This is a genomic window from Nocardia sp. GP40 (assembly GCF_050434125.1).
GTDB classification, from domain to species: domain Bacteria; phylum Actinomycetota; class Actinomycetes; order Mycobacteriales; family Mycobacteriaceae; genus Nocardia; species Nocardia albiluteola.
This window is the reverse complement of the sequence record NZ_JBNPVW010000022.1, coordinates 74,012-95,345: the sequence shown is the minus strand read 5'-3', so window position 1 is coordinate 95,345 and position 21,334 is coordinate 74,012. Positions and strand designations below refer to the sequence as shown.

General features: G+C 66.2%; 20 protein-coding genes. 9 read left to right on the top strand and 11 right to left on the bottom strand.

The features are described 5' to 3' along the window. The first annotated feature begins 238 nt into the window (after positions 1–238). The 4 genes from ABH933_RS41770 to ABH933_RS41755 all read left to right on the top strand — a co-directional run bounded on the left by ABH933_RS41770 (position 239) and on the right by ABH933_RS41755 (position 3,754). A complete protein-coding gene (locus ABH933_RS41770) occupies positions 239–892 on the top strand; it encodes a TetR/AcrR family transcriptional regulator (protein ID WP_429427750.1) in 654 nt (217 codons plus the stop codon). A gap of 48 nt (positions 893–940) precedes the next feature. Continuing rightward, on the top strand, positions 941–1,642 hold the full coding sequence (locus ABH933_RS41765; protein ID WP_429427752.1) for an enoyl-CoA hydratase/isomerase family protein: 702 nt from the start codon (positions 941–943) through the stop codon (positions 1,640–1,642). A 172-nt stretch (positions 1,643–1,814) separates the two neighbouring features. Continuing rightward, on the top strand, positions 1,815–3,017 hold the full coding sequence (gene pcaF / locus ABH933_RS41760; RefSeq protein ID WP_429427754.1) for a 3-oxoadipyl-CoA thiolase: 1,203 nt from the start codon (positions 1,815–1,817) through the stop codon (positions 3,015–3,017). Next, positions 3,014–3,754, top strand: coding sequence for an enoyl-CoA hydratase/isomerase family protein (locus ABH933_RS41755; RefSeq protein WP_429427756.1), 741 nt, complete (start codon positions 3,014–3,016; stop codon positions 3,752–3,754). The genes pcaF and ABH933_RS41755 overlap by 4 nt, the downstream gene beginning before the upstream one ends. A 248-nt stretch (positions 3,755–4,002) precedes the next feature. Here the strand turns inward: ABH933_RS41755 and ABH933_RS41750 are convergent, their stop codons facing one another. Then, on the bottom strand, positions 4,003–4,797 hold the full coding sequence (locus ABH933_RS41750; RefSeq protein WP_429427758.1) for an enoyl-CoA hydratase-related protein: 795 nt from the start codon (positions 4,795–4,797) through the stop codon (positions 4,003–4,005). A 67-nt stretch (positions 4,798–4,864) separates the two neighbouring features. On the opposite strand from ABH933_RS41750, the gene ABH933_RS41745 reads away from it, so the two are divergent. From ABH933_RS41745 to ABH933_RS41730, 4 genes are all read left to right on the top strand, one after another. After that, the gene (locus ABH933_RS41745) at positions 4,865–5,770 is read left to right on the top strand and encodes a 3-hydroxyacyl-CoA dehydrogenase family protein (RefSeq protein ID WP_429427760.1); all 906 of its coding nucleotides are present in this window, start codon (positions 4,865–4,867) and stop codon (positions 5,768–5,770) included. Positions 5,771–5,842: 72 nt separating this feature from the next. Then, positions 5,843–7,780 carry a flavin-containing monooxygenase gene (locus ABH933_RS41740; protein ID WP_429427762.1) on the top strand — a complete coding sequence of 646 codons (1,938 nt, stop codon included), beginning with the start codon at positions 5,843–5,845 and terminating at the stop codon, positions 7,778–7,780. Positions 7,781–7,787: 7 nt separating this feature from the next. Beyond that, the gene (locus ABH933_RS41735; RefSeq protein WP_429427764.1) at positions 7,788–8,906 is read left to right on the top strand and encodes an acyl-CoA dehydrogenase family protein; all 1,119 of its coding nucleotides are present in this window, start codon (positions 7,788–7,790) and stop codon (positions 8,904–8,906) included. Further along, on the top strand, positions 8,903–9,961 hold the full coding sequence (locus ABH933_RS41730) for an acyl-CoA dehydrogenase family protein (RefSeq protein WP_429427766.1): 1,059 nt from the start codon (positions 8,903–8,905) through the stop codon (positions 9,959–9,961). Before ABH933_RS41735 ends, ABH933_RS41730 begins: the two co-directional genes overlap by 4 nt. Positions 9,962–10,264: 303 nt before the next feature. Here the strand turns inward: ABH933_RS41730 and ABH933_RS41725 are convergent, their stop codons facing one another. Genes ABH933_RS41725 through ABH933_RS41700 form a run of 6 tightly spaced genes read right to left on the bottom strand, consistent with a single transcriptional unit; the run spans position 10,265 to position 15,832 of the window. Further along, the gene (locus ABH933_RS41725; protein ID WP_429427768.1) at positions 10,265–11,308 is read right to left on the bottom strand and encodes a branched-chain amino acid ABC transporter permease; all 1,044 of its coding nucleotides are present in this window, start codon (positions 11,306–11,308) and stop codon (positions 10,265–10,267) included. Then, positions 11,308–12,183 (bottom strand): branched-chain amino acid ABC transporter permease, encoded by an 876-nt coding sequence (locus tag ABH933_RS41720; RefSeq protein ID WP_429427770.1) that lies wholly within the window; start codon positions 12,181–12,183, stop codon positions 11,308–11,310. Before ABH933_RS41720 ends, ABH933_RS41725 begins: the two co-directional genes overlap by 1 nt. After that, the gene (locus ABH933_RS41715) at positions 12,176–12,991 is read right to left on the bottom strand and encodes an ABC transporter ATP-binding protein (RefSeq protein WP_429427772.1); all 816 of its coding nucleotides are present in this window, start codon (positions 12,989–12,991) and stop codon (positions 12,176–12,178) included. The genes ABH933_RS41720 and ABH933_RS41715 overlap by 8 nt, the downstream gene beginning before the upstream one ends. Before the next feature lie 25 nt (positions 12,992–13,016). Next, entirely contained in the window at positions 13,017–14,213 is a 1,197-nt protein-coding gene (locus tag ABH933_RS41710) for an ABC transporter substrate-binding protein (protein WP_429427774.1), read from the bottom strand. 57 nt (positions 14,214–14,270) lie between these two features. Next, positions 14,271–14,993, bottom strand: coding sequence for an ABC transporter ATP-binding protein (locus tag ABH933_RS41705; RefSeq protein WP_429427776.1), 723 nt, complete (start codon positions 14,991–14,993; stop codon positions 14,271–14,273). Between the two features lie 23 nt (positions 14,994–15,016). Beyond that, positions 15,017–15,832 carry a glucose 1-dehydrogenase gene (locus ABH933_RS41700; protein WP_429427778.1) on the bottom strand — a complete coding sequence of 272 codons (816 nt, stop codon included), beginning with the start codon at positions 15,830–15,832 and terminating at the stop codon, positions 15,017–15,019. A gap of 307 nt (positions 15,833–16,139) precedes the next feature. On the opposite strand from ABH933_RS41700, the gene ABH933_RS41695 reads away from it, so the two are divergent. Further along, positions 16,140–16,652 (top strand): flavin reductase family protein, encoded by a 513-nt coding sequence (locus ABH933_RS41695; RefSeq protein WP_429427780.1) that lies wholly within the window; start codon positions 16,140–16,142, stop codon positions 16,650–16,652. Positions 16,653–17,388: 736 nt separating this feature from the next. On the opposite strand, the gene ABH933_RS41690 is transcribed toward ABH933_RS41695, so the two are convergent. The 4 genes from ABH933_RS41690 to ABH933_RS41675 all read right to left on the bottom strand — a co-directional run bounded on the left by ABH933_RS41690 (position 17,389) and on the right by ABH933_RS41675 (position 21,333). Continuing rightward, positions 17,389–18,096, bottom strand: coding sequence for a hypothetical protein (locus ABH933_RS41690; protein WP_429427782.1), 708 nt, complete (start codon positions 18,094–18,096; stop codon positions 17,389–17,391). A gap of 821 nt (positions 18,097–18,917) precedes the next feature. Beyond that, positions 18,918–19,511 (bottom strand): nuclear transport factor 2 family protein, encoded by a 594-nt coding sequence (locus ABH933_RS41685; protein ID WP_429427784.1) that lies wholly within the window; start codon positions 19,509–19,511, stop codon positions 18,918–18,920. A 24-nt stretch (positions 19,512–19,535) separates the two neighbouring features. Next, a complete protein-coding gene (locus ABH933_RS41680; RefSeq protein ID WP_429427786.1) occupies positions 19,536–20,450 on the bottom strand; it encodes an SDR family NAD(P)-dependent oxidoreductase in 915 nt (304 codons plus the stop codon). Positions 20,451–20,478: 28 nt separating this feature from the next. Beyond that, complete coding sequence (locus ABH933_RS41675; protein ID WP_429427788.1) at positions 20,479–21,333, bottom strand: hypothetical protein; 855 nt, start codon at positions 21,331–21,333, stop codon at positions 20,479–20,481. Between the last annotated feature and the right edge of the window lies 1 nt (position 21,334).

Below are 21,334 nucleotides of genomic sequence, written 5' to 3'. Positions count from 1 at the left end.
CCGGCGGAGTGCGATGCCGCCGCCGCTACCCGCCGACTAGACTTAATCAACATACATGTTGACTGTGTTGCAAGCCATAGTGTGATCGCCGGTGGTGCGCTGGGCCGCGATTCGCGCGGCCTCCGCGCGCGTGATCGGTGTCTCGTTCGAGAGTGGTGCCGCTGACTTCGGGTATTCTTCTGTAATGCGAGCATTGGACGCGACTGCACGGCGCGGTCGACTGCTGAGGGGATGACAGATGGCTGACGTCGAAAAGCAGTCAACACTGGCGATGAAGCGTGATGCCGCTCAGAAACGGGAGCGCCCCCGCTATGGGGCCAAGCGCGAGGCGATCATCAGGGCGGCGGGACCGGTGCTGGATCGGAACGGGTTCGCCGGCACCACGGTTGAGGCCATCGCGCGCGAGGCCGGCCTCGATAGGGCTACCGTCTACTACTACTTCTCGGACAAGGGCGCCATCTTCCGCGCGGCGATTCACGACGGGCTCACCGATATGGTCAAGTCCCTGGAGGAGGTGGCAGGCAGCGACGAGCAGCCCGAGGCGCGACTGCGCAGCTCGATGCGTGCCGTGATGCGCTCGTTCGAACGGCACTACCCGATGCTGTACATCTACCTGAGGAGCGGCGATTCGGCGTCGGTCATCGACAGTGATCTCAACCAGGAGCTCATCGAGTCCGGTCGGCGCTATGAGTACCTCGTCGAGCGGGTCGTGCGCTACGGCGTGGGCGAGGGTGTGTTCAATACGTCTCTGCCGCCGAAGGTCTTCGCCAAGTCGGTGACCGGGATGCTCAACTGGACTTCGCACTGGTTCGTCCCCGGCGGCATGCTCACGGCCGACGATGTCGCCGACGGTATGGCGGACATGATCCTGTCCGGTGTGTTGCCCCGGTAGGCTTGAGTACAGATTTCAACAGATGTGTTGATATCGTGTTGGCATGCGATGGTACTGCGTGTCGGCGACGTCTGGTCGGTCACGGTGACGGGGCCCGGGAACCCGGCGGATATGAATCGGCCCCCGCTCGGAGTCCGGTCGGACCTGCTCGGCGGGGTTACGCGGATCTGCCTCGACCGGCCGCCGGTCAACGCCTTCACCGTCGAGATGTTCGGCCAGCTGGCCGCTGCCGTGCGGTGCTCGCGCGCCGATCCGAGACCGGTGCTGCTGACCGGGGCGAACGGCAGGTTTTCTGCTGGTTTCGACATCAACGAGCCGGATCCGGCCGGGTCGGCGCCGCATGAAGCGTCCCTGGAGTGCCTTGCCGCGATCCGTGAGCATCCAGCACCGGTGGTCGCCGCGGTGGAGGGTGCCGCCGTCGGGATCGGCCTGCTCATCGCCATGTCGGCGGACATCCTCGTCGTATCACGGTCGGCCCGGCTGCGCATGCCGGAGGCGAGGCTGGGCATCGACATCGACGTCGCCCCGCTACGGCGGTTTCTCCCGGCGCCGTGGATTCGCCGGCTGTGCCTGCTCGGCGAGGTGCTCACCGCCGCCGACCTGTGCCTCGATCACGGGACGGGCGCGATCGTCTGTGAGCCCGGCGAGGCCGAACGGCACGCCCGGGCCGTGCTGGACTCACTCGCCGGTGTCGACGAGGCATTTCTCCGGCGCGCGAAGCGGCAGCTGATCGAGCAATTATCAACGTGAGCGTTGACAGCGGTTGAGGTCGGTCATACCGTGGATTCGTGCATCCTTACTTCCCATTGCCGATTACCGGCCGCACGGGCGCGGGCGCCCGACAAGCGCAAGCGCAGCGGAGCGAACCATCAGCGCAGTGCGCGCCTGGCACGACGGAGCCGAGCGCCGACGAGGTGTTGTCGTGACCGTGGCATACCTCGTGGACGGCGTACGCACGCCGATCGGCCGCTACGGGGGCGCGCTGGCGGCGGTACGTCCGGATGATCTGGCGGCGCATGCGCTGCGCGCTCTGCGGGCCCGGCAGCCGTCGGTGGACTGGTCCGCCGTGGACGACGTCATTCTCGGCTGCGTGAACCAGGCCGGGGAGGACAATCGCAACGTCGCCCGAATGGCCTTGCTGCTGGCCGGCTTACCCGAAACCGTCTCCGGCACAACGATCAACAGATTGTGTGGGTCCGGCGCCGACGCGGTTGCGGTTGCGGCACGGACGATTCGCACAGGCGAGGCGGATCTGGTGGTCGCTGGCGGCGTCGAGAGCATGAGCCGCGCGCCGTTCGTAATCCCCAAGGCCGCAACGCCATTCGCGCGAACGGCCGAGATGTACGACTCCACCATGGGCTGGCGGTTCGTCAACCCCGCGTTCCGTGACGCATTCGGCACGGACACGATGGGGGAAACCGCCGAGATCGTAGCGGCCGAACGCGGCATCGCGCGGGCCGATCAGGACGCCTTCGCGTTCCGTTCGCAGCAACGCACGGCCAAGGCCATCGCGGACGGCTGGTTCGACGAGGAGATCACGCCCGTTGCGGTGCCCCGAAGCAAGGGCGAGCCGGTGTCCGTCACGCGCGACGAGCATCCCCGCGACACGGATCCGGATCGACTCGCCGCGCTGCCGGCGGCCTTCCGCGTCGGCGGCACTGTCACCGCGGGAAATTCATCCGGCGTCAACGACGGTGCCGCGGCACTGCTGCTGGCCTCGGAGCAGGCGGTGCGGCGCTTCGGGCTGACGCCGCTGGCCGTGGTTGCCGGTGCGGCAACCGCCGGTGTCGCCCCGCGGGTCATGGGCCTCGGCCCGATCCCCGCCACGCACAAACTGCTCGGCCGGACCGGCCTGGCGATCAGCGATATCGACGTGGTCGAGCTGAACGAGGCGTTCGCCGCCCAGGCGCTCGCCGTGCTGCGCGACCTCGGCATCACCGACGACGCCGACCATGTCAATCCGCACGGCGGAGCCATCGCGCTGGGTCATCCGCTGGGCATGAGCGGCGCGCGGCTGGTGCTCACCGCCGCCCGCGAACTGCGGCGCCGCGACGGCCGGCGTGCACTGGTAACGATGTGTATCGGTGTCGGTCAGGGCATCGCGGTACTTTTGGAGGCGGCGTGAATAGTATCGTGGTCCGCCGCGAGGGCGACCTGTTGTGGATCGGGCTCAACCGTCCCGATCGGCGCAACGCACACGACGAGGCGATGGTCGCCGAGATGGACGCGGTGCTCACCGAGGCCCACCGGACGCCGTCGGTTCTGCTGATCCACTCGACGACGCCGGGCATGTTCGCCGCCGGGGCCGATATCCGCGAGATGCGCGAACGTGATTCCGCGCATGCGTTGCGCGCCATCAACTCCGGGCTGTTCGAACAGCTCGAGGCATATCGCTGGCCGACGATCGCCCTCATCGACGGGCCCGCGTTCGGCGGTGGCTGTGAGATGGCGCTGGCCTGCGACTTCCGGATTGCCAGCCCGCGAGCGCTTTTCGCTCAGCCGGAACTGTCGCTGGGCATCTTGGCCGGTGCGGGCGGAAACTGGCGGCTGGCGCAGTTGGTCGGCCTGAGTACCGCGCGGCGGATGCTTTACGCCGGAATGCGCCTGGATGCCGAATCCGCGTTGGCCGCAGGGCTTGTGGACGAGATCTCCGACAACGCCGATGACTTGGCTGCGCGGGGAGCTGCCCTGGCCGCCACCGTCGCGCGGCGGTCATGGCGGGCGCTGGAGCTGACCAAGCTGGCATTGCGCGCCCACCGCCCGGCCACGACGCAGTTCGATACCGCCGCGCAGGCACTGCTTTTCGACAGCACGGACAAATACGAGCGCATGACTGCGTTCTTGGAGCGAAAGCAGAAGTGAGCCGCAGTTGCTGACCGGCCACGGCGCAGGTCGTGGCCGGTCAGCTTGTGCCACCAAGTCCGATCGCCCGCAGCACGAATGCCGGTCGCTCCCAGTTGCCGCGGCCGGTAGACTCGCGATACTGCGGCTGTGATGCGTGGCAAGCCGAGCGAACTGGCCACGGGCGGGCGGTCCCGATCAGCGCAGTCATGGTGTGTGGCAAGCGGTCCGAACCGGTCACGGAGGTGTGCCGCGGCCGATCGGCCGTGTTACCGCCGCGGTGATGGCGTGGCAAACGCCTCGAATCGAGGTGTCCGTTTGTCGCGCCAGGCCGCGATGCCCTCGCGATGGTCGGCCGACGCCAGCGCGGGAATCATGAGTTCGGTTGCCTGCAAGTAGGATTCGCGCAGGGAGAGATGTTCGGCGTCGACGAGTTGCCGTTTGATCGTCGCCCAGCTGTTCGGGGCTCCGGTTCGGACCAGTTCTCGCGCGTAATCCATTGCAGCATTGAGTGTTTGCCCGGCTTCGACGGTGCGGTTCACCAACCCGATGGCTTCGGCTTGTGCGCCGGTGATCGTGCGGCCGGACAGCAGCAGGTCCATCGCATGCGCGCGGCCCACGAGGCGGGGGAGCAGCCAGGCGGCGCCGTGCTCGGCCACCAGACCGAGCCGGGCGAAGGACGTGGTGAGCTTGGCGTCGGAGCTGGCGATGCGGATGTCGCACCACAGCGCGAGAACGAAGCCGAGGCCGGCGGCGGGCCCATTGATCGCCGCGATAACCGGTTTGGGGAATTCGGCCAGTTCACAGAGTTCGCGGCGACCCGTCCGATCGTTCGAGCGGGCCGCCTCGCCGAGCATGTCGAGCGAGGCGCCGGCGCAGAATCCGCGTCCGGCGCCGGTGACCACTACCACCCGCACCTCCGGGTCGGCCGCCGCCGCGTCCAGCGTGGCGAAGAAGACCGCCTCCAATGCGGGGGTCCAGGCGTTGAGTTGCGCCGGCCGATTGAGGATCAACTGGACGATGCCCGACTCGCTGCTGTTCACGATCAACTCACTCGAATCCATGATCTGACGCTACCCGCCCCGGAATTTTTGTCAACACATATGTTGAATTATGAGGTAGGCTGCTGGCGTGGCACATCTACATCAGTCAGGGCGTTTGGTCGTGGTCGGCGCGGGCATCATGGGTTCTGGCATAGCGCAATTAGCGGCGACCGCGGGCTACGAGGTCGCCATGGCCGATGCCGATGCCGATCAGTTGGCCCGCGCTCGCGCTCAGATCCATGCCAGCGTTGAAAAATTGTCGGCCAAGGGTGTGATCGATGCGGACGCCGGGGCGCGTGCGCTGGGCCGGCTGCATCCGCACACCTCGGTATGCGATGCCGCGAAGGACGCCGACGTGGTGATCGAGGCCGTCGTGGAGCGGCTGCCCGTCAAGCAGGCGGTCCTGGCCGAGGCCGCGTCGGTCGCTGCGCCGGATGCGTTGCTGGCGACGAACACCTCGCAGTTATCCGTGACCGCGATAGCCGGTGCGCTGCCCGACGCTGTCGACCGGGTCGTCGGCATGCACTTCTTCAACCCCCCGGTTCTGATGCGCCTGGTGGAGATCGTGGCCGGGTTGGAAACCAGTGCGGCGAGCGTCGCCACCGCCGCGGCCTTCGCCGAAAGCCTCGGCAAGGAGACGGTGATCTGCCGTAAGGACAGCCCGGGTTTCCTGACCTCGCGGATCGCGGCCATAGTTCGGCTGGAGTGCCTGCGCATGCTGGAGGAAGGTGTCGGCACTGCCGAGGATATCGATCGCGCGCTGCGGCTGGGCCTGAACTTCCCCATCGGGCCGCTGGAGCTCGGGGACCGCAACGGGCACGACACCTTCCTGCTGGCGGTCGAGTCGATGGCGCAGACGCTCGGCGAGCGGTTCCGGCCGACCGTAGGCCTGCGAAATCTGGTCGCGGCCGGTCGCCTCGGCCGCAAAACCGGGCGGGGGATCTATCAATACGACGAAGACGGCCGGATCATCCGTGCGGATTCCGTCGGCTGATACGGCCCAGCCCGCGGTAGAAGCCGAGTCTTTCAGCCGCATCGTCGAACTACATTTACGGGAGTCAGTCGAGTGGACGCAACGAATACCGAGACAACCAACATCGGGAAAAGCGAACTAGCGCATATCACCGAGTCGGCGAATATTCCGACGCTGTTGATGGTGCTCTACCAGGTGACCGGAGATCGTCGCTGGCTGGCGGCGCCGTACGTGCCGACCCGGACCAGGGGGCTGAGCGACCACGACACCGGCGGGCTGCCGGAGGACGTCCAGGCCGAGATCAGACGGGCCGCGGTGGATGCGTTCGACCATCTGCTGCAGGGAAAACCGCCGGCCATCGACGTCCCGACAGCAGAGCAGACGGCCGAGATGCTGGGCGTCTGCGTCGGCGAGCCGGTGGACGACTCCTACGGGGTGATGTTCGCCGAGGAGTTCCGGCGTAGGGTCGGCGCGGCGGGAGAGGACAGCCGGCTCGAGGCGAAGGCGCCCAGCGACTTCCGGGTGCTGATCATCGGCAGCGGTGTATCCGGAATCATTGCGGCGCAACGTTTCCAGGAAATGGGTGTGCCCTATCTGATGGTCGACAAGCACGATTCGCCCGGGGGCAACTGGTTGGACAACCGCTATCCCGGCGCCGGCGTCGACACACCCAGCCATTTGTATTCCTATTCGTTCGCGCCGCACGACTGGGGGCATCACTTCGAACTCCGGGCCTCGCTCGAGGAATATTTCGGTAAAGCGTTCGACCTGGTCGGGGCGCGACCGAACGCCCGGTTCGGGACCGAAGTGGTCCGCGCCGAATACGACGAAGCCGAGGCTCGCTGGCGGGTCACCCTTCGTGCCGCGGACAGAACCACCGAGGTCCTGCCGTTCAACGCGATCGTCAGCGCGGTGGGCATGCTCAATCGGCCGAAACTACCGCCCGTGTCGGGCCTGGACCGATTCCGCGGCCCATCGTTTCACTCCTCCGAGTGGCCCGCCGATCTGGATATCGCAGGCAAGCGAGTCGCGGTGATCGGCAACGGGGCCAGCGCGATGCAGATCGTGCCGGCCATCGCCGACCAGGTCGGCGAGCTGAGCATCTTCCAGCGCACACCACAGTGGATCGCCCCGTTCGAGAAGTTCCAGCAGCCGATCGACGAGGGCTCCCGATATCTGCTGCGTACGTTCGCTATTTACCGAACCTGGTACTGGCTCAAGCTCTACTGGCAGTTCGGCGACAAGGTGCTGGACTCGTTGCGCAAGGACCCCGAGTGGCCGCACCCGGAGCGCGCGGTGAACGCCCGCAACGACGGTCACCGCGAATATTTCACCCAGTACATCCGGGACGAACTGGGCGACCGCACGGATCTGTTCGACAAGACGCTGCCCACGTATCCGCCCTACGGCAAACGGATTCTGCTCGACAACGGCTGGTATCGGGCGCTGTGCCTGCCCAATGTGACGTTGGTGACCGACGCGGTCGAGTCGGTCACCGAGACCGGCGTGGTGACGGGCTCGGGTGCCGCTTACGACGCCGATATTCTGGTCTGGGCAACGGGTTTCGATGCGACGCGATTCGTGTCCTCGCTGGATGTCATCGGGCGCGAGGGGGTGACGCTGCGCGAGGCATGGGACGACGACGATGCCCGCGCCTATCTGGGCGTGGCGGTGCCCGGGTTCCCGAACCTCTTCCTCATCGGCGGCCCCAACTCGTTTCCCGGCAGCGGCAGCTTCATGTATTTCATGGAGGTGCAGATGGGTTACATCGCAAGGCTTTTCGCGAGCATGTTCGCCACGGGCGCGGCGGCGATCGATGTGCGTGAGGATGTCTACGAGGAGTACAGCGACCTGGTCGACCGCACCAGCGAGCAGACGGTGTGGACCCACCCGGGCACCAATACGTATTTCCGCAACGCGCGTGGCCGGTTGCTGTTCGTCTCGCCGTTCCGCAACGTGGAGTACTGGACCCGCGCCCGCGAGTCCAGCATCGAGGACTATCACGTGCTCGCGACGGTGCCCGGGCGGTAGGGCCGTCATGGACCCCGCTCCGGCGGATTCCTGCGCCGAATTGCGCCTGGCGGTGCGGAGTGTGACGGCCGACTGGCGGCGCGCCGGACGCTATGTCCCCCGCAGCGACTCCTGGCTGCGCTCCTTCGATCCGGAGTTCAGCAAGGAACTCGCCGCCCGCGGGCTCATCGCCATGACCTATCCCCGGGAGTTCGGTGGCCATGCGCGCACCAACGTCGAGCGGCTCGCCGTCACCGAGGAACTGCTGCGCGCCGGAGCTCCGGTCGCCGCCCACTGGATCGGTGACCGGCAGATCGGCCCGGCAATCATGCGCCACGGTTCGCGTGAGCTGCAATGCGAGATCGTGCCGCGGATCGCCGCCGCCGACGCGCTCTTCTGCCTGGGCATGAGCGAACCCGAGGCCGGCTCCGACCTCGCCTCGGTGCGGACCGCCGCCACCGCGGCCGAGGGCGGCTGGCGGATCACCGGGCACAAGATCTGGACCAGCCAGGCACACCGCGCCACCCACATGTACCTGCTCGCCCGCACCGAGCGCACCGGACGCAACCACGAGGGCCTGACCGAGTTCATCGTCGACATGGACGCCGAGGGCATCACCGTCGGCCCGATCGTCGACCTCAGCGGCGAACATCACTTCAACGAGGTCCGCTTCGACAACGTCCTGGTGCCCGCACACCGGGTCGTCGGCACGGTCGGCAACGGCTGGCGGCAGGTCGTCGATCAGCTCTCGTTCGAGCGCGGCGGCGTCGAGCGGGTGCTGTCCAGCTACCCCGTGCTCGTGGAACTGATCGCCGAGACCGCCCGGCACGACGACGACCGCGAACTGCATGCCCTGCTGGGCTCCCTGGTGGCCCGGCTGGCGGTGTTGCGCCGCCTGTGCTTCGAGGTCGCTGTCGTCATGGACGCGGGCCGGGCACCGATCCAGGAGGCCGCGGCCCTGAAGTTCCTCGGCAACGCCTTCGAACGCGACGTCATCGAGGCCTGGCGCCGGACCGACCGGTGTCAGGATCCGTTCGCCGACGCGGTCTTCGGCCAGGCGCTGCTCGCCTCGCCCGGTTTCGGCCTGCGCGGCGGTTCGGCAGAGGTCTTGCTCTCCCTCATCGCCCATCAGGAGGCGCGCTCATGAGCCTTGCCACCGAGCTCCGCGATCTGGTCGACGACCTGGTAGGTGACCGGATCCACCACACCGCCGCCGGTGGGCCAGGAACACCCCGGGGAACGCGCCCAGGCCGAAGGTCAGCCGCGGACCAGCGCGCATTGTGGGCGCGGCTGCGCGAACTCGGCCTCACACGGGTGGGCATCGACGAGGACCGGGGCGGCTCCGGCGGCACGTTCGACGATCTGCTGATCATCGTGAACGCACTGGCCGCGCACGGCATCAGCCAGCCCATCGTCGAGTCCGCCACCGCCGATTGGGTCCTCGGCCACAGTGGGCGGCTCGGAGAGCGCTTCAGCACCCTGCTCGTGCTGGACGAGCCGCTGAACTACGTCGGCGGTCCGATCACCGCCGAGCTGCCTGCCGTACCGTGGGCCCGCGCCGCCGAGCAGCTCGTAGTCTCCACTCCCGGCATGGCACTGTTCGTGGACCTGCATCATCCTTCGGTCACGATCCACCCCGGTGAGAACCTCGCCGGTGAGCCGCGCAACACCGTGCTGCTGAGCGCCGCCCCCGCCATACCGCTCGCCCCGGCGCTGGACCACGAACTCATCCGAGCCCGGCTGGCACTGCTGTGGTCCGCCGCTGTAGCGGGCGCCGCAGCCGGCGCCTACCGGCTGACCAGAACATACGTATCCGAGCGCGAACAGTTCGGCGCCCCACTGTCGAAGATCCCCGCCGTAGCGACCAACCTGGCACTGATGCGCGTGCAGCTGATCCAGGCCGACGCCGCCCTGGCACGAGTCCGCGAAACCGGCCCAACCCCGGCCACGGCCGAAATCGCCCGCATCATCACCGCCTCCACGGCAACGACCATTGCCCAGACCGCCCACCAACTCCACGGTGCAATGGGCGTCACCATGGAATATCCCCTTCATCACTACACCCGCCGCCTCTGGGCCTGGCGCGACGCGGTAGCCACCGAGCGCCACTGGGCCGAAGACCTCGGCCGCCGCGCGGCAGCCGCCGGCGAGCTCGGCATCTGGACCCGACTCACCACGACCGCAGCCCCTGCACAGCATTGACCAGTTGATTCGTAGGCGCCGTGTGACCGAGACGTTGACCGAGCGCACGTTGCTGCCGAAGCATCCGGATCAGCTGGCGGAGGTTCGCAGGTTCCCGGACCGGCCGTGCACGGTGATGCGGATCCGGGTAGTGCCGACATTGATTGTCGCCGCCACCCGGATCCGCATCACCTGGACCTCACTCGGGAACCGCAGCAGCGCTTGGCATTCTGCTTCTGCCTCGGCGTCGCGCCGACACGCCTCGAGGCCGCCGGTGCTCTCCCGGCCCTGTTCGAGCGTGCCTCCGGTCGGCGCTCGTCGGACTCACCGATCGGCTCGCTCAGGACGCGCTTTCCGGAGCAGCGCGGGGACGAGGCCGGCGAGTCCCTTCGGCGCTGCGATGACGAAGATGACAACCATTGCGCCATAGACGATCTGGGCATAGCCGCTGGCGTGCTGTGCCGCGCCGGGAGATGTCACGACCAGGTTGACGAGGTCTGGGACGGTGATCGGGAGCAGGGTGACGACCGCGGCGCCGATCAGGGGGCCGGCCTGGGTATCCAGGCCGCCGATCAGGATCATGGCGATGACCGAGATCGACAGGGGCAGTGTGTATCCCTCGTAGCTGACCGATCCGGTGAACCGAGCCGTCAGCCCGCCCTGCACGCCGATGATCGCCGATGTGATCACGAACAGCACGAGCTTGTACCGGGATACCGGAATGCCCATGGTGGCGGCCGCGAGTTCGTGGTCTCTGATCATTCGCCACCCGCGCCCGCTGCGTCCACCGCGCAGCCAGCCTACGAGGACGATCGTGCCGGCGAGCACGGCCAGGAGCAGCCAGGCCCAACTCGCCGACTGTCGGGCGATGGTTCCGGTGAATATGGGCCGCAGGAAGAAGCCCGCGTCGCCGACGGTGGCCTTCTGGTATTTCAATGCCGCGAATTGAGCCAGGTAGCACGCGGCCAGAGTGGCCAGCGCCAGATACATGCCGCGGATGCGCAGGGCCGGTAGACCCACGACGAAACCGCCTATTGCACACGCGAACCCGCCGATGATGACGTCGAATGGGAACGGCACGCCCAGCCGGCCCGCCCACACCGTCACATAGGCGCCGACGCAAAGGAATGCGGCATTACCGATGGATACCTGGCCGCCGGTGCCCATCAGCAGGTCCAGCGCCAGCGCGCCGATCGCGGCCAGCAGGATCGTGTCCACGACGTAGATCGAGTACGACGAGCCGACCGTGGTGACGAGCGCGACCACCACGAACGCGACGATGATGCCGAAATACCGCTGCCACAAGGGGTTTCGCCAGAGGGTCGGCCGGGCGGATGGGGCACTGATGTCCGATATCGTGTGAATCACTAGACCCGCCTGACATTCCGGGTGCCGGCGATGCCATGCGGCAGAAGCAGCATGACGGCGAGCAGCACGAGATAGGTGATGACCGTGACGTATTCGCCGCCGAAGTATGCCGAGGTGAATCCCCCGAGCAGTCCGATGCCGAAGCCGCCGACGAGGGAGCCCGGAATGCTGTCGAGCCCGCCGAGCAGCGCGGCGGGAAATGCGAGCAGGGCCAGATCCTCGATGCCCCGGTTGACCGAATTCACACTGCTGTAGGCGATTCCGGCGATTCCGGCGAGCACACAGGCCAGCGTCCATGAGCCGAGATACACCCAGCGGATATCGATACCGCCCTGGCTGGCCAGCAGCGGATCCTGACCGCCCGCACGAATTCGGGTGCCGAGCGAGGTGAACCGGAACACGAGCACCAGCGCGACCGTCAGTATGACGGCGAACGCTCCGATCTCCAGCGACGCGGTCCCGAAGGTCGCGCCGAGGATGGTCGTCGATCCGGTCGATAGCCCCGGAATAGTGACGGTGTACTGGGTCTCGGGAAAGACGATATTGATGACCCCATCCGCGACCGAGGCGAACCCCAGAGTGGCGATCACGGCGACGAAATGTGGCCGGCCGACCGCCCAGCGCAGGACGAACCGGAACAATATGGCGCCCAGCAGGCCGGCGACACCCAGGGCGAGGAGCGCGAGAATGGCGAACGGCAGGCCCGAACCGTGCTGCAGCTTGCCGACGATCAGGGCGGCCAGCAGCATGAAGCTGCCGTGCGCGAAGTTGAACGTCTCGGTCGCGCGAAAAATGATGACGATGCCGAGCGTCACCAGTGAATAGATGGCTCCGAGGGTGAGGCCGCCGATGATCGCGGCTGTCAATTCAGACATCGGCGGTCACCACGTTCGCTCCGGTCCTGCCACCGGCCATGGTGACGCGGAATTCCTCGGAATCGAGCACCTCATCGGTCGGCCCGTGCAGTGCCACGGAGCCGGAGACCAGGCCGAGCACGCGATCGGCGATCGCCCGGACCAGATCCATGTGATGTTCGACGACCACCATCGGAATGCCGAACTCGGTGTGGATCTCGAGGAGCATGTCCCGGATCCGTGCGCGCTCGGCCCGATCCAGGCCGGACGAGGGCTCGTCCAGCAGCAGCACATTCGGTCGCGCGATGGTTGCCCGCACGATGTCGACCATCTTGCGGGAGCCGTAGGGCAGTCGCCCCGCCTCGACATCGGCCAGATCCGCGAGACCGAACCGGCCGAGCAGTTCCCGGGCGTCGGTGCGCGCCCGGCGTTCGGCCCGGGACACCTCGAACCGGCGGAAGATCTGGCCCGCCAGCGAGTAACCGATCGTCTGATGCGCACCGCACAGGACGTTGTCCAGGACGGTCGCCGAATCGATCAGTTTGGGGTCCTGGAAACTGCGTCCGAGCCCGCCGCATGCGATTGCGGTCGGGTGGGCATTGGTCATGTCTACGCCGCGGTGCCGGATCTCGCCGCCGGATGTCCGGGCCAGGCCACAGATCGCATTCAGGAATGTCGTCTTGCCCGCGCCGTTCGGGCCGATGACAGCGACGATGTGGGCTGCGTCGATCGCGGCCGACACGTCGGTCAATGCCCGCAGGCCACCGAAGGCGACAGTGATGGCACGAACGTCGAGGACGTTCGGTGGTGATTGGTTGTCTTCGTTCATGACGGAGCCTTCTATCGGTCGCCGATCACGGCACAGTGATCGGGTCGCTCTCGGAAAATCTGCCGGTCGCGGGGTCGTAGTTGTGGAACCGGACCGTGCCGGCGGCAACGTGATTCGTGGCGCTCAACCTCACCGGCCCGTAGGAGGCGCCGTCGGACACGGTGAAATCGGAAACCTGTTCCAGCGCGGTGTTCAGCGCCGCGCTCGTGCAGCCGGTCCCGCACTTCTCGAGCGACTTGGCCAGGACATATCCGGTCACCCAGCCCGACATCGCGAACATCGAGCTCGATACATCGGCGGTCTTGTGGTACTTGTCCGCGACCGCGAGGAACTCGGGCAGCGTGGTCGCATACGGGTTGGCCGCCAGGGCAAAGTATTTGGGCGAGGCGATCTGCTGCAGGGTGGCCTGGGCCGCGCCCGACGGGATGCCGAGCTGTAGCGCTGTCACCCCGGCAGCTGTCAGCGACTTGGACACCACTACGGTGTCGTCGGTTGAGCCCAGGGTCAGCACCACGTTCGGGTTGTCGCGGGCGATCGCGCCGGCCTGCGTGGCGAAGGATGCCAACGGCACGTCGTATCGCTGGATGCCCGCGACCCTGGCGCCCGCCCGCTCCAGCAGTGTGCGCGCCTGTTTGATGATCACATCGACGTAGGGCGAGTTGATGGCCGCGACGTCGACCGTCTTGCCCGACACCGAGCCGTTCTCCTGCTGTTCGACGAAGCGGTACAACGCCTCCGCGTCCTGCTTCGCTGTCAGGCTGGTCTGGAACAGATACGGCTGCGCCGGGTAGAGCGAGGTGTCGGACAGGGCCGGGCTCAGCAACGGCACCTTCGCCGACTGCGCCAGCGACGTGATCGACGCCGCTCCCGCCGACCCAGAGAACATCACCAGGGCAAGCGGATTCGCCGCGATCGCCTTTTGCGCAGCGGTGAGCGCGAGGCTCCCGCTGGACTGGCTGTCGATGACCTGCAGATCTATTTTCTTGCCGTTGACGCCGCCGGTGGCGTTGATATTATTCACGGCCATCTCGATGCTGGACGCGCCGGGCGCCGAAACACTCGAAAACGCCCCGGAGATATCCGAAATCACGGTGACCCGGTAGGAATTACCCGACCCGGAACCGTCCGAGTCGGCGCCTTGTCCGCAGGCCGCGGTGATCAATAGGGAAAGTATTGTCGCTGCTGCAACGAGAATGCGACGATGCAGCGTTTGTGCACGCATGACGAGATCAGTCCTCTGATATATGTATTGATGCGGTGAGGGTATTGTTGGTCGCGTTTATGCGCCGATATCCGATATGCCGAACAGGTCGGTATTCACGAAGTCGGCCGAGTTCCCGTGCGCGGTGATGCGTCCGCCTTCGAGCAGATAGCAATACTGCGCGGTGGTCACGGTGCGGGTGGCGCTCTCGTCGATGACCAGGCAGGCGGTCCCGTCCCCGGCGATCGTTTCCAGCGCCTCGAACAGCGGTCGCTGCAGGCTGGCGTGCAATCCCAGCATCATCTCGTCGACGATGAGCAGCCGCGGGCGGCTCACCAACGCCCGGATGATCGCGACCATCTGCTGCTCGCCGCCGCTGAGCGTGCCGGCGCTGTGCTTCATGCGGCCGCGGATCGTCGGGAAAAGGTGCAGGCCGAATTCGACCGCCTCCTCCCGCTCCGCCCCGGACCGATGCATTCCCGCGGACAGGAAATGCTCGCGCACACTGAGATTCGGAAATACCTTGTTGCGCTCGGGAACTGCGGCGATGCCCGCCTTGACCAGGCGATGTGGCTCGCGACCGGTCACATCGACACCGTCGAATACGACCTTGCCGCGCACGATCTGCGCGCCTTCGGTGCGCAGAAAGCCGCTCAGGGCGCGACATGTCGTGGTCTTACCCGCACCGTTGGCGCCGACGAGTGCCACGATCCGGCCCGTCTCGATCCGTATCGAGACATCCTCGATGCCGATGGCTCCGTTCGGATATCGCACCGCGAGATTTTCGGTCTCCAGAAGCATGTGCCTGACTACCTTTCGGGCCGTTATCGGCGGAAATCCCGGGCGGCGGTTGCGGAGTATTTATATCCGGCCTGCCTGCCACCGTCGATGAAGTGCTGATCGCCGGTGATGAAGGACGACTCGTCACCTGCGAGGAAGGCGACCAGTGCGGCCACATCCTCTGGTTCGGCGATGCGCCCGAGTGGTGGCAGATCGGATGTGTCCGGCGAGGCCACGGCGGCGACTGCGTCGCTGTTGCTCATCGGTGTGTCGACTCGGCTGGGATGAATCGAGTTGACGCGAATGCCATACTGGGAGAGCTCGATTGCCGCAGACCGAGCAATCATGGTGTTCGCTGCCTTGCTCGCGCAATACGCGGACATTCCCTCGATGCCGACCGCGCCGCCGACCGAGGACACCACGACCACGGAACCGCCGCCGGCTGCGCGCATCGGGTCCAGCACCGCGTGAATTCCCTGGACCGCGCCCAGCGCATTGATTTCGAACAGCCGGCGGAAATCCTCCGGCGTGGTTTTCTCGAACGGGCTCGAGAACATCACGCCTGCGTTGCACACCAGGATGTTCGGATTACCGAATGTGGCGCAGGCCAATTCGACCGCCGCGCGCCAGTCCTGGTGCTCGGTGACATCGAGATGGGCGTATGCGGCCTGCGGCCCAAGGCTTTCGGCCACTGCTTGGCCGGGGTTATCGAGCACGTCGCCGATGACGACTTGCGCGCCGTCGGCGACGAGGCGCCGGGCGATCGCTGCTCCGATACCCCGGGCGCCGCCGCTGACGATCGCGATCTTGTGCCGTAGGGGATTGTGCTGCAAGTGCGCACGCGGATCCGTGGCGGTCATGACGGCCACCGGATGCTAGCCACGGTCGACGAATGAATCATGCTGACGGCCTCCTTTGGCCCTGTCGGCCCCTGTCGATGACTGCTCGGCAGGGCGGCTTTCAGGAACGTTAGCTCGGTCACATCGGATTGTCAACGAAGTAGTTGAACAGTTGGGAGCCCTTGGTCATCTGCATCCTTACGTCGATAGCTCTGTCCATGACTGTGCTGGCTGACAGCTATGCTCAGCTGATCGGAGACACGTCACCAACGCCGATACAATCAACATGAATGTTGAAATATGCCAACCAGATTCGTAGGATGGGCTTATGACCACAACGTCCGACTCGATGGCGAGTAATCCAGCGGCAATAGATGTCGAGCCGACGATCTTCCGGCGAGTGCTCGGTCACTTCCTGACCGGCGTTGTCGTGGTATCGACCATGGACGGTGAGCAGCCGGCCGGACTGGCGATCGGCTCGTTCTTCTCGATCTCGCTGGCCCCGCCGTTGGTTGGCTTCTGCGCGGCGAATTCGTCGGAGACGTGGCCGATCATCAAGCGCGCGCGGCGGTTCTGCATCAATGTTCTGGCCGCCGACCAGGAAGCGGTATGTCGTCAGTTCGCCCGCAGCGGAGCGGAAAAGTTCGACGGGGTCGGCTGGTCCACATCGGAGGGCGGCTGCCCGCGGCTCGACGATGTGATCGCGTGGATCGACTGTGACATCGAGACGATCCACCCCGGCGGCGACCACGAGATCTGCGTGGGGCGCGTGCGAGCGCTGGGGGATGGGCGCCTGTCGTCTCCGCTGCCGTTCTTCCGCGGCGGTCACCGGATCGGCTGAGTGTTGCGGGGCCTGGAACTCATCTTCAGCGGCCACCGCCGAGCAATCGCCCGTTGAAGTGGATCTGCAGCCCACAGACCCCCGCGCGCCCGCAGACGCGGATCTTCTCGGCAAGGAGTCCTTCGGTGCGGGCGACTGGGGTTCATGATCGCCTCGCGCCCCTGCTCTGAGAGCCGACGCTGACTGGACCACGACGGCGTCAAGCCGGAGCGGACGTACAGTTGGTTGGGATCGGCTGTCTGCGTGGCGATCCGGACTCGGCGATCGAAACTCCTGCTCCGTAGTGGCCGCCGGGCCGGGATGCGGCGGGACGGGCGGCTGTCGCGGTCGGATCGAATCACTGAACCGATAGCGCATGCCCTCTGCCTCGAGCATCGGGGACCCGCATCGCGATCGCTATGGTTGTTATCGATATTCGAAATGCATTCCCGGACAGTATGATCGATTCTTACGACTTCGATTTCCCATTCCGGGAAGGCATTTCGCCCCTCACCGCACACTCAGTGTGATACTCGAGCCTCCGGGCTCGGGCTCGCCGCACCGACATGTGGGTGAGAGTATCCGGCCGTTCGGTCCGGGCTGACGGTGCGTTGCGGGAGAGCGTCCTGTCGAATGCCGTAACATGATGTACGGCAGGTACTTTCGTATAGGACTGGGAAGCGGGCTCTGTGGGAGAGCGTTCGGCGCCCGGTGGTGAAAGTCCCGCTGCGCCGAAACACTCCGGGGTGGTTGCGGGCTACTTCGTTGTGGCGGGGGCGGGGCTGGGTGCGGGTTCGTTGATGGTGGTGAAGTACTGGACCGCGGCCATGATGGTGAGTGGTGCGGTGACCAGGAGCTGGCCCAGGGCGGTGCCGAGGGCTCCGATGGCCACGATGCCGCCGAGGCAGCCGACGGCGGCTGCGGGGATGAATGGGCCGAACATGCCGACGATGGTCGCCGCGGCGATGGTGGCGCCGGCGATGCCGCCCAGTACGCAGCCCACTGCCGCGCCGCCGAGGCCGCCGACCATGGTTCCGACAGTGGCGCCGGTCGTGATGGTGCTGGCCATGCGGGTCCAGGCGGCCTGCTCGCGGTCGTACTGGGTTTTGAACGGTGCCTGGTCCTCGAACGGCAGGGCGACCGGTTTGTAGGTGGCGTGCGCGAGGTCGAACTGGGGGGTGAGCGTGGCGGTGTGGCCGTTGATCTTGGCGGCGATGGGGAACATGAAGTCGTCGACCCGGAAGGACAGGTCGGATCCGGCGAGCACGGTTCCGTTGCGGCTCTTGATCTTGAATACGCCGTTGTCGGCGTCCAGGGTTCCCGCGTCGGTGGTGATGACGGTTCCCGTCGGTGTGGCGGTCGTCTTGTAGTGGATGGCGTCCGGTTGCGGGGCCGCCTGCGCGGTTCCCGCGATGCCCACGGCGGCTCCGGCGACCAACGCGCATGTCGCAGCGATTTTCCTCATCGATGTTTCCTCTCATCGGGCTCCTCGGCTTCGTTGCGGAGGAGGTGGAGCTCCGGCGTGACGCCGGGGAGGGGCGACGGCCGGTGTAGCGGCCGGACCTGTTCGGGGAGGTAGGAGTTCGCTCGCTCGACCGGCGACACCGATTTCCAGTCGGGCAGACCGAGTTCCGGGGTTCCGACAGGGCTCTTACCCTCGGACAGGAACGTTAGCTCGGTCACATCGGGTTGTCAACGAAGTAGTTGAACAATTATGAGGCCCCTGGATTTCTGTGCCCCATGTCGGCGGCTACTCGCCACGACTATGCTGGCTGACAGCTCTGCTCGGCTGGTCGGAGACGTGTCGCCATCGCCAACGTAATCAACATATCTGTTGAAATATGTAAGCCCGATTCGTAGGATGGGCTTACGACCACAACGTCCGACTCGATGGCGAGTAATCCAGCGGCAATAGATATCGAGCCGACGATCTCCGCTGCCGTTCTTCGGCGGCGGCCACCGGATCGGCTGAGCCCGTAGATCCGCAGATCGTGGACCGGCCCCGCGTACCCGCTGCCCAGACTTTGCCGGGCCCGGTCCATGATCGCGTCACGCCCCTGGTCGACGACAGCCCGAGGCCGACGTCGACCATGGTGGCGTCGGGCCGGAGTAGGCCGGACAGCTGGTCGAGGTCGGCCGTCTATGTGGCGGTCCACAGTAGGCGATGGAACTCATGTTCCGCAGTGGCCGGCGGCGGTAATCGAAATGCCTTCCCGGACAGAATAATCGAGTCTTACAACTTCGATTTTCACAGTCCGGGAAGGCATTTCGCCCCTCGTCGCACGTTCAGTGCGATACTCGAACCCCCGGGCTCAGGCCCAGCTCGGCGAATGCGAGGCGGGCCGGATCCTGGTCGTCGCCGCGGCCCTTGGTGAAGGTTGCCGCCGCGGGCGAGGACCAGTACGCGGGTTCGCCGAGGCTGCGCGTCCAGTCCACGAGCGAAACCCGGTCGGCGATTTTCCAGGTGCCCTCGATGCGGGCCATGCGGTCGACGTAGCGGCCGCCCATCAGGACGGCCTCGGCGCCACCGTTCGTGACGAATTCGGGGTCGTCGATGAATTCGATGTAGCAGAGGTAGTAGCTTTCGCAGACCGCGCGGTCGCCGGAAATTTCGACCAGCTGGTTGGCGACGATGTGCTGTTTAGCGCCGCGATACTTGGCTTTGGCGGCCAGCCAGCCGGCCAGTTCCGCCGGCCCGCCTTGGAAGGCGCCGTGGTCATCGGCGGCTTCGGGCATGTAGCAGTCGGCCACCAAATCCCAGTTCAGCCGGTCGGTGCCGTGGCAGTAGCGCAGCACACAATTTTTGATCTCACGTTCGTCGAGCAGCAGTTGCAATCGGGCATCCAGTCCGTTGCTGCTCGCGGTCGTTGTGGTATCCACCAGAATTCTCCTCGATGAGTGTGCTCAGCCGACACCGGACGATGCCGGGACGGTGTAGCCCCTCTCGTCCCGGATCGTCTCGACGTTGTCCCGCACGTCCTCGAGCCGCAGGTCCGCCAGCTCGATTCCCGGCGTCTCGGCGACGAAGATGCGCCCGACCTTGCCGCCCGCCGCACGCCAGACCTCGCCGGTGACCCCGCAGTCCTCGTGCGCGAGGTACGCGGCCACCGGTGCCACCCGCTCGGGCGTGCACTGTTCGCGGATCCATTGCAGCCGGCCGGTCGGGTCCGCGGTGCGTCCCGTCGTGGCGTGCCGCGCGGCGGACGTGTAGGCGATCGGCGCGATGGCATTGACCTTGATGTCGGCGGCCCGGCCCCGGTTCGCCAGATGCCGGGTGAGGCCGTACGCGCCGGCCTTGGCCACCCCGTACAACCAGTTCTCGCCGAATCCGGTCGCACTCTCGTCCTCGGCGCGCTGCCCGCCGGCGCCGGAACCGTACATCCCGACGCCCGATGTCGTGATCAGCACCCGCCCGTACTGGCGTTCCACCATTCCCGGCCAAAGCTCGTGCAGCACCCACACGGCGCCCTTGAGATGAAGGTCGAGGTGATGGTCGAGGCTGCCGGTGGCGGTGCCGGCATTGTGGATGAAAATATCCACCCGGCCGTGCTTGCGTAGCGTCTCGCGGGCGAGCTCACGAGAACTCGCCTCCGATGTGAGATCGGCATATATCATTTCGGCGTTTCCGCCGCCGCGCTGAATCGTCTCGATCACGGCGGGCTGGGATGAATTGTCATCCCGGTCGACCGATTCCACCGCGAGATCATTGGCCACTACCGTCGCGCCGCGTGACGCGAGCAATTCGGCATAGGCACGTCCCAGTCCGCGGCCCGCCCCCGTGATGAGGGCGACTCGGCCATCGAATCGCATTTGGGTCATATTCGGTTCTACTCCATTGTTTCCGAAATCAGGACAGGCCGAGCGTGATACGACTCGACGGTGCGGGGAAGCGGACCATCAGCAATTCGCTGCCCGATACCCCACTCACCGTGACGCCCTCGCCGGATTCGGCCCACACCCCGGTGTGCGGTCCGAATTCCTGGCCGTCGTGAGTAAAGCTGCCCTTCGTGGTGAACAGGAATGTCGGCCGGGGATCACCGGCCGGCACCTCGAACGATCCGTTCGCATGCCATTGCACCGACTCGACCGCCAGCCCGTTCTCGGTGAAGACACCGTGCTTGCGGCTCTGGGTGACCCCGTCGCCCTCGGACCAGCCGAAGGCCGACGGGGTCATCAGCACCGGTTGCCGGTAGCGCGGTTTCTGGGGCTTGTAAGGCTCACCGAACACCTGCTCCCAGATCGCATTCAGCGGATCCTTGTTGAAGGGACGACCGCCCTCACCGACGCCGTGGTAGATGCCGTCGCGAAATTCACCGTGCTTGGACAATTCGGCGACGGCCGCGTCGCTCTCCTCCTTGGTGACGAAGCGGTCGCCCCACTGCGCGACCAGAATCAGCGCACCCTCGCACTTCTGCGGCCCGTAATAGGCGTTGGCCGGGAAATACCCGACGTCACCCTCCTCGAGGACGTCGAATCCGAGGTCCATCCGGCCGAGAGCGGCAAAGCGGAGCTGCTCGAAATCATGGCGATGCCGGATCGAGTTGTATCCGCGATCGCCCTCCCCGAAGCGCTCGAACCGAATGTCGTAGCTGACCTGCTTGCCGCCCTTCGCGGCCAGGATGACCTTCCGCCACACGTCGCCGCCCCGGGTATTCGGGACTACCAATTCCCACGGCAGTCGCGTCGTGTCCACGATGTGCATC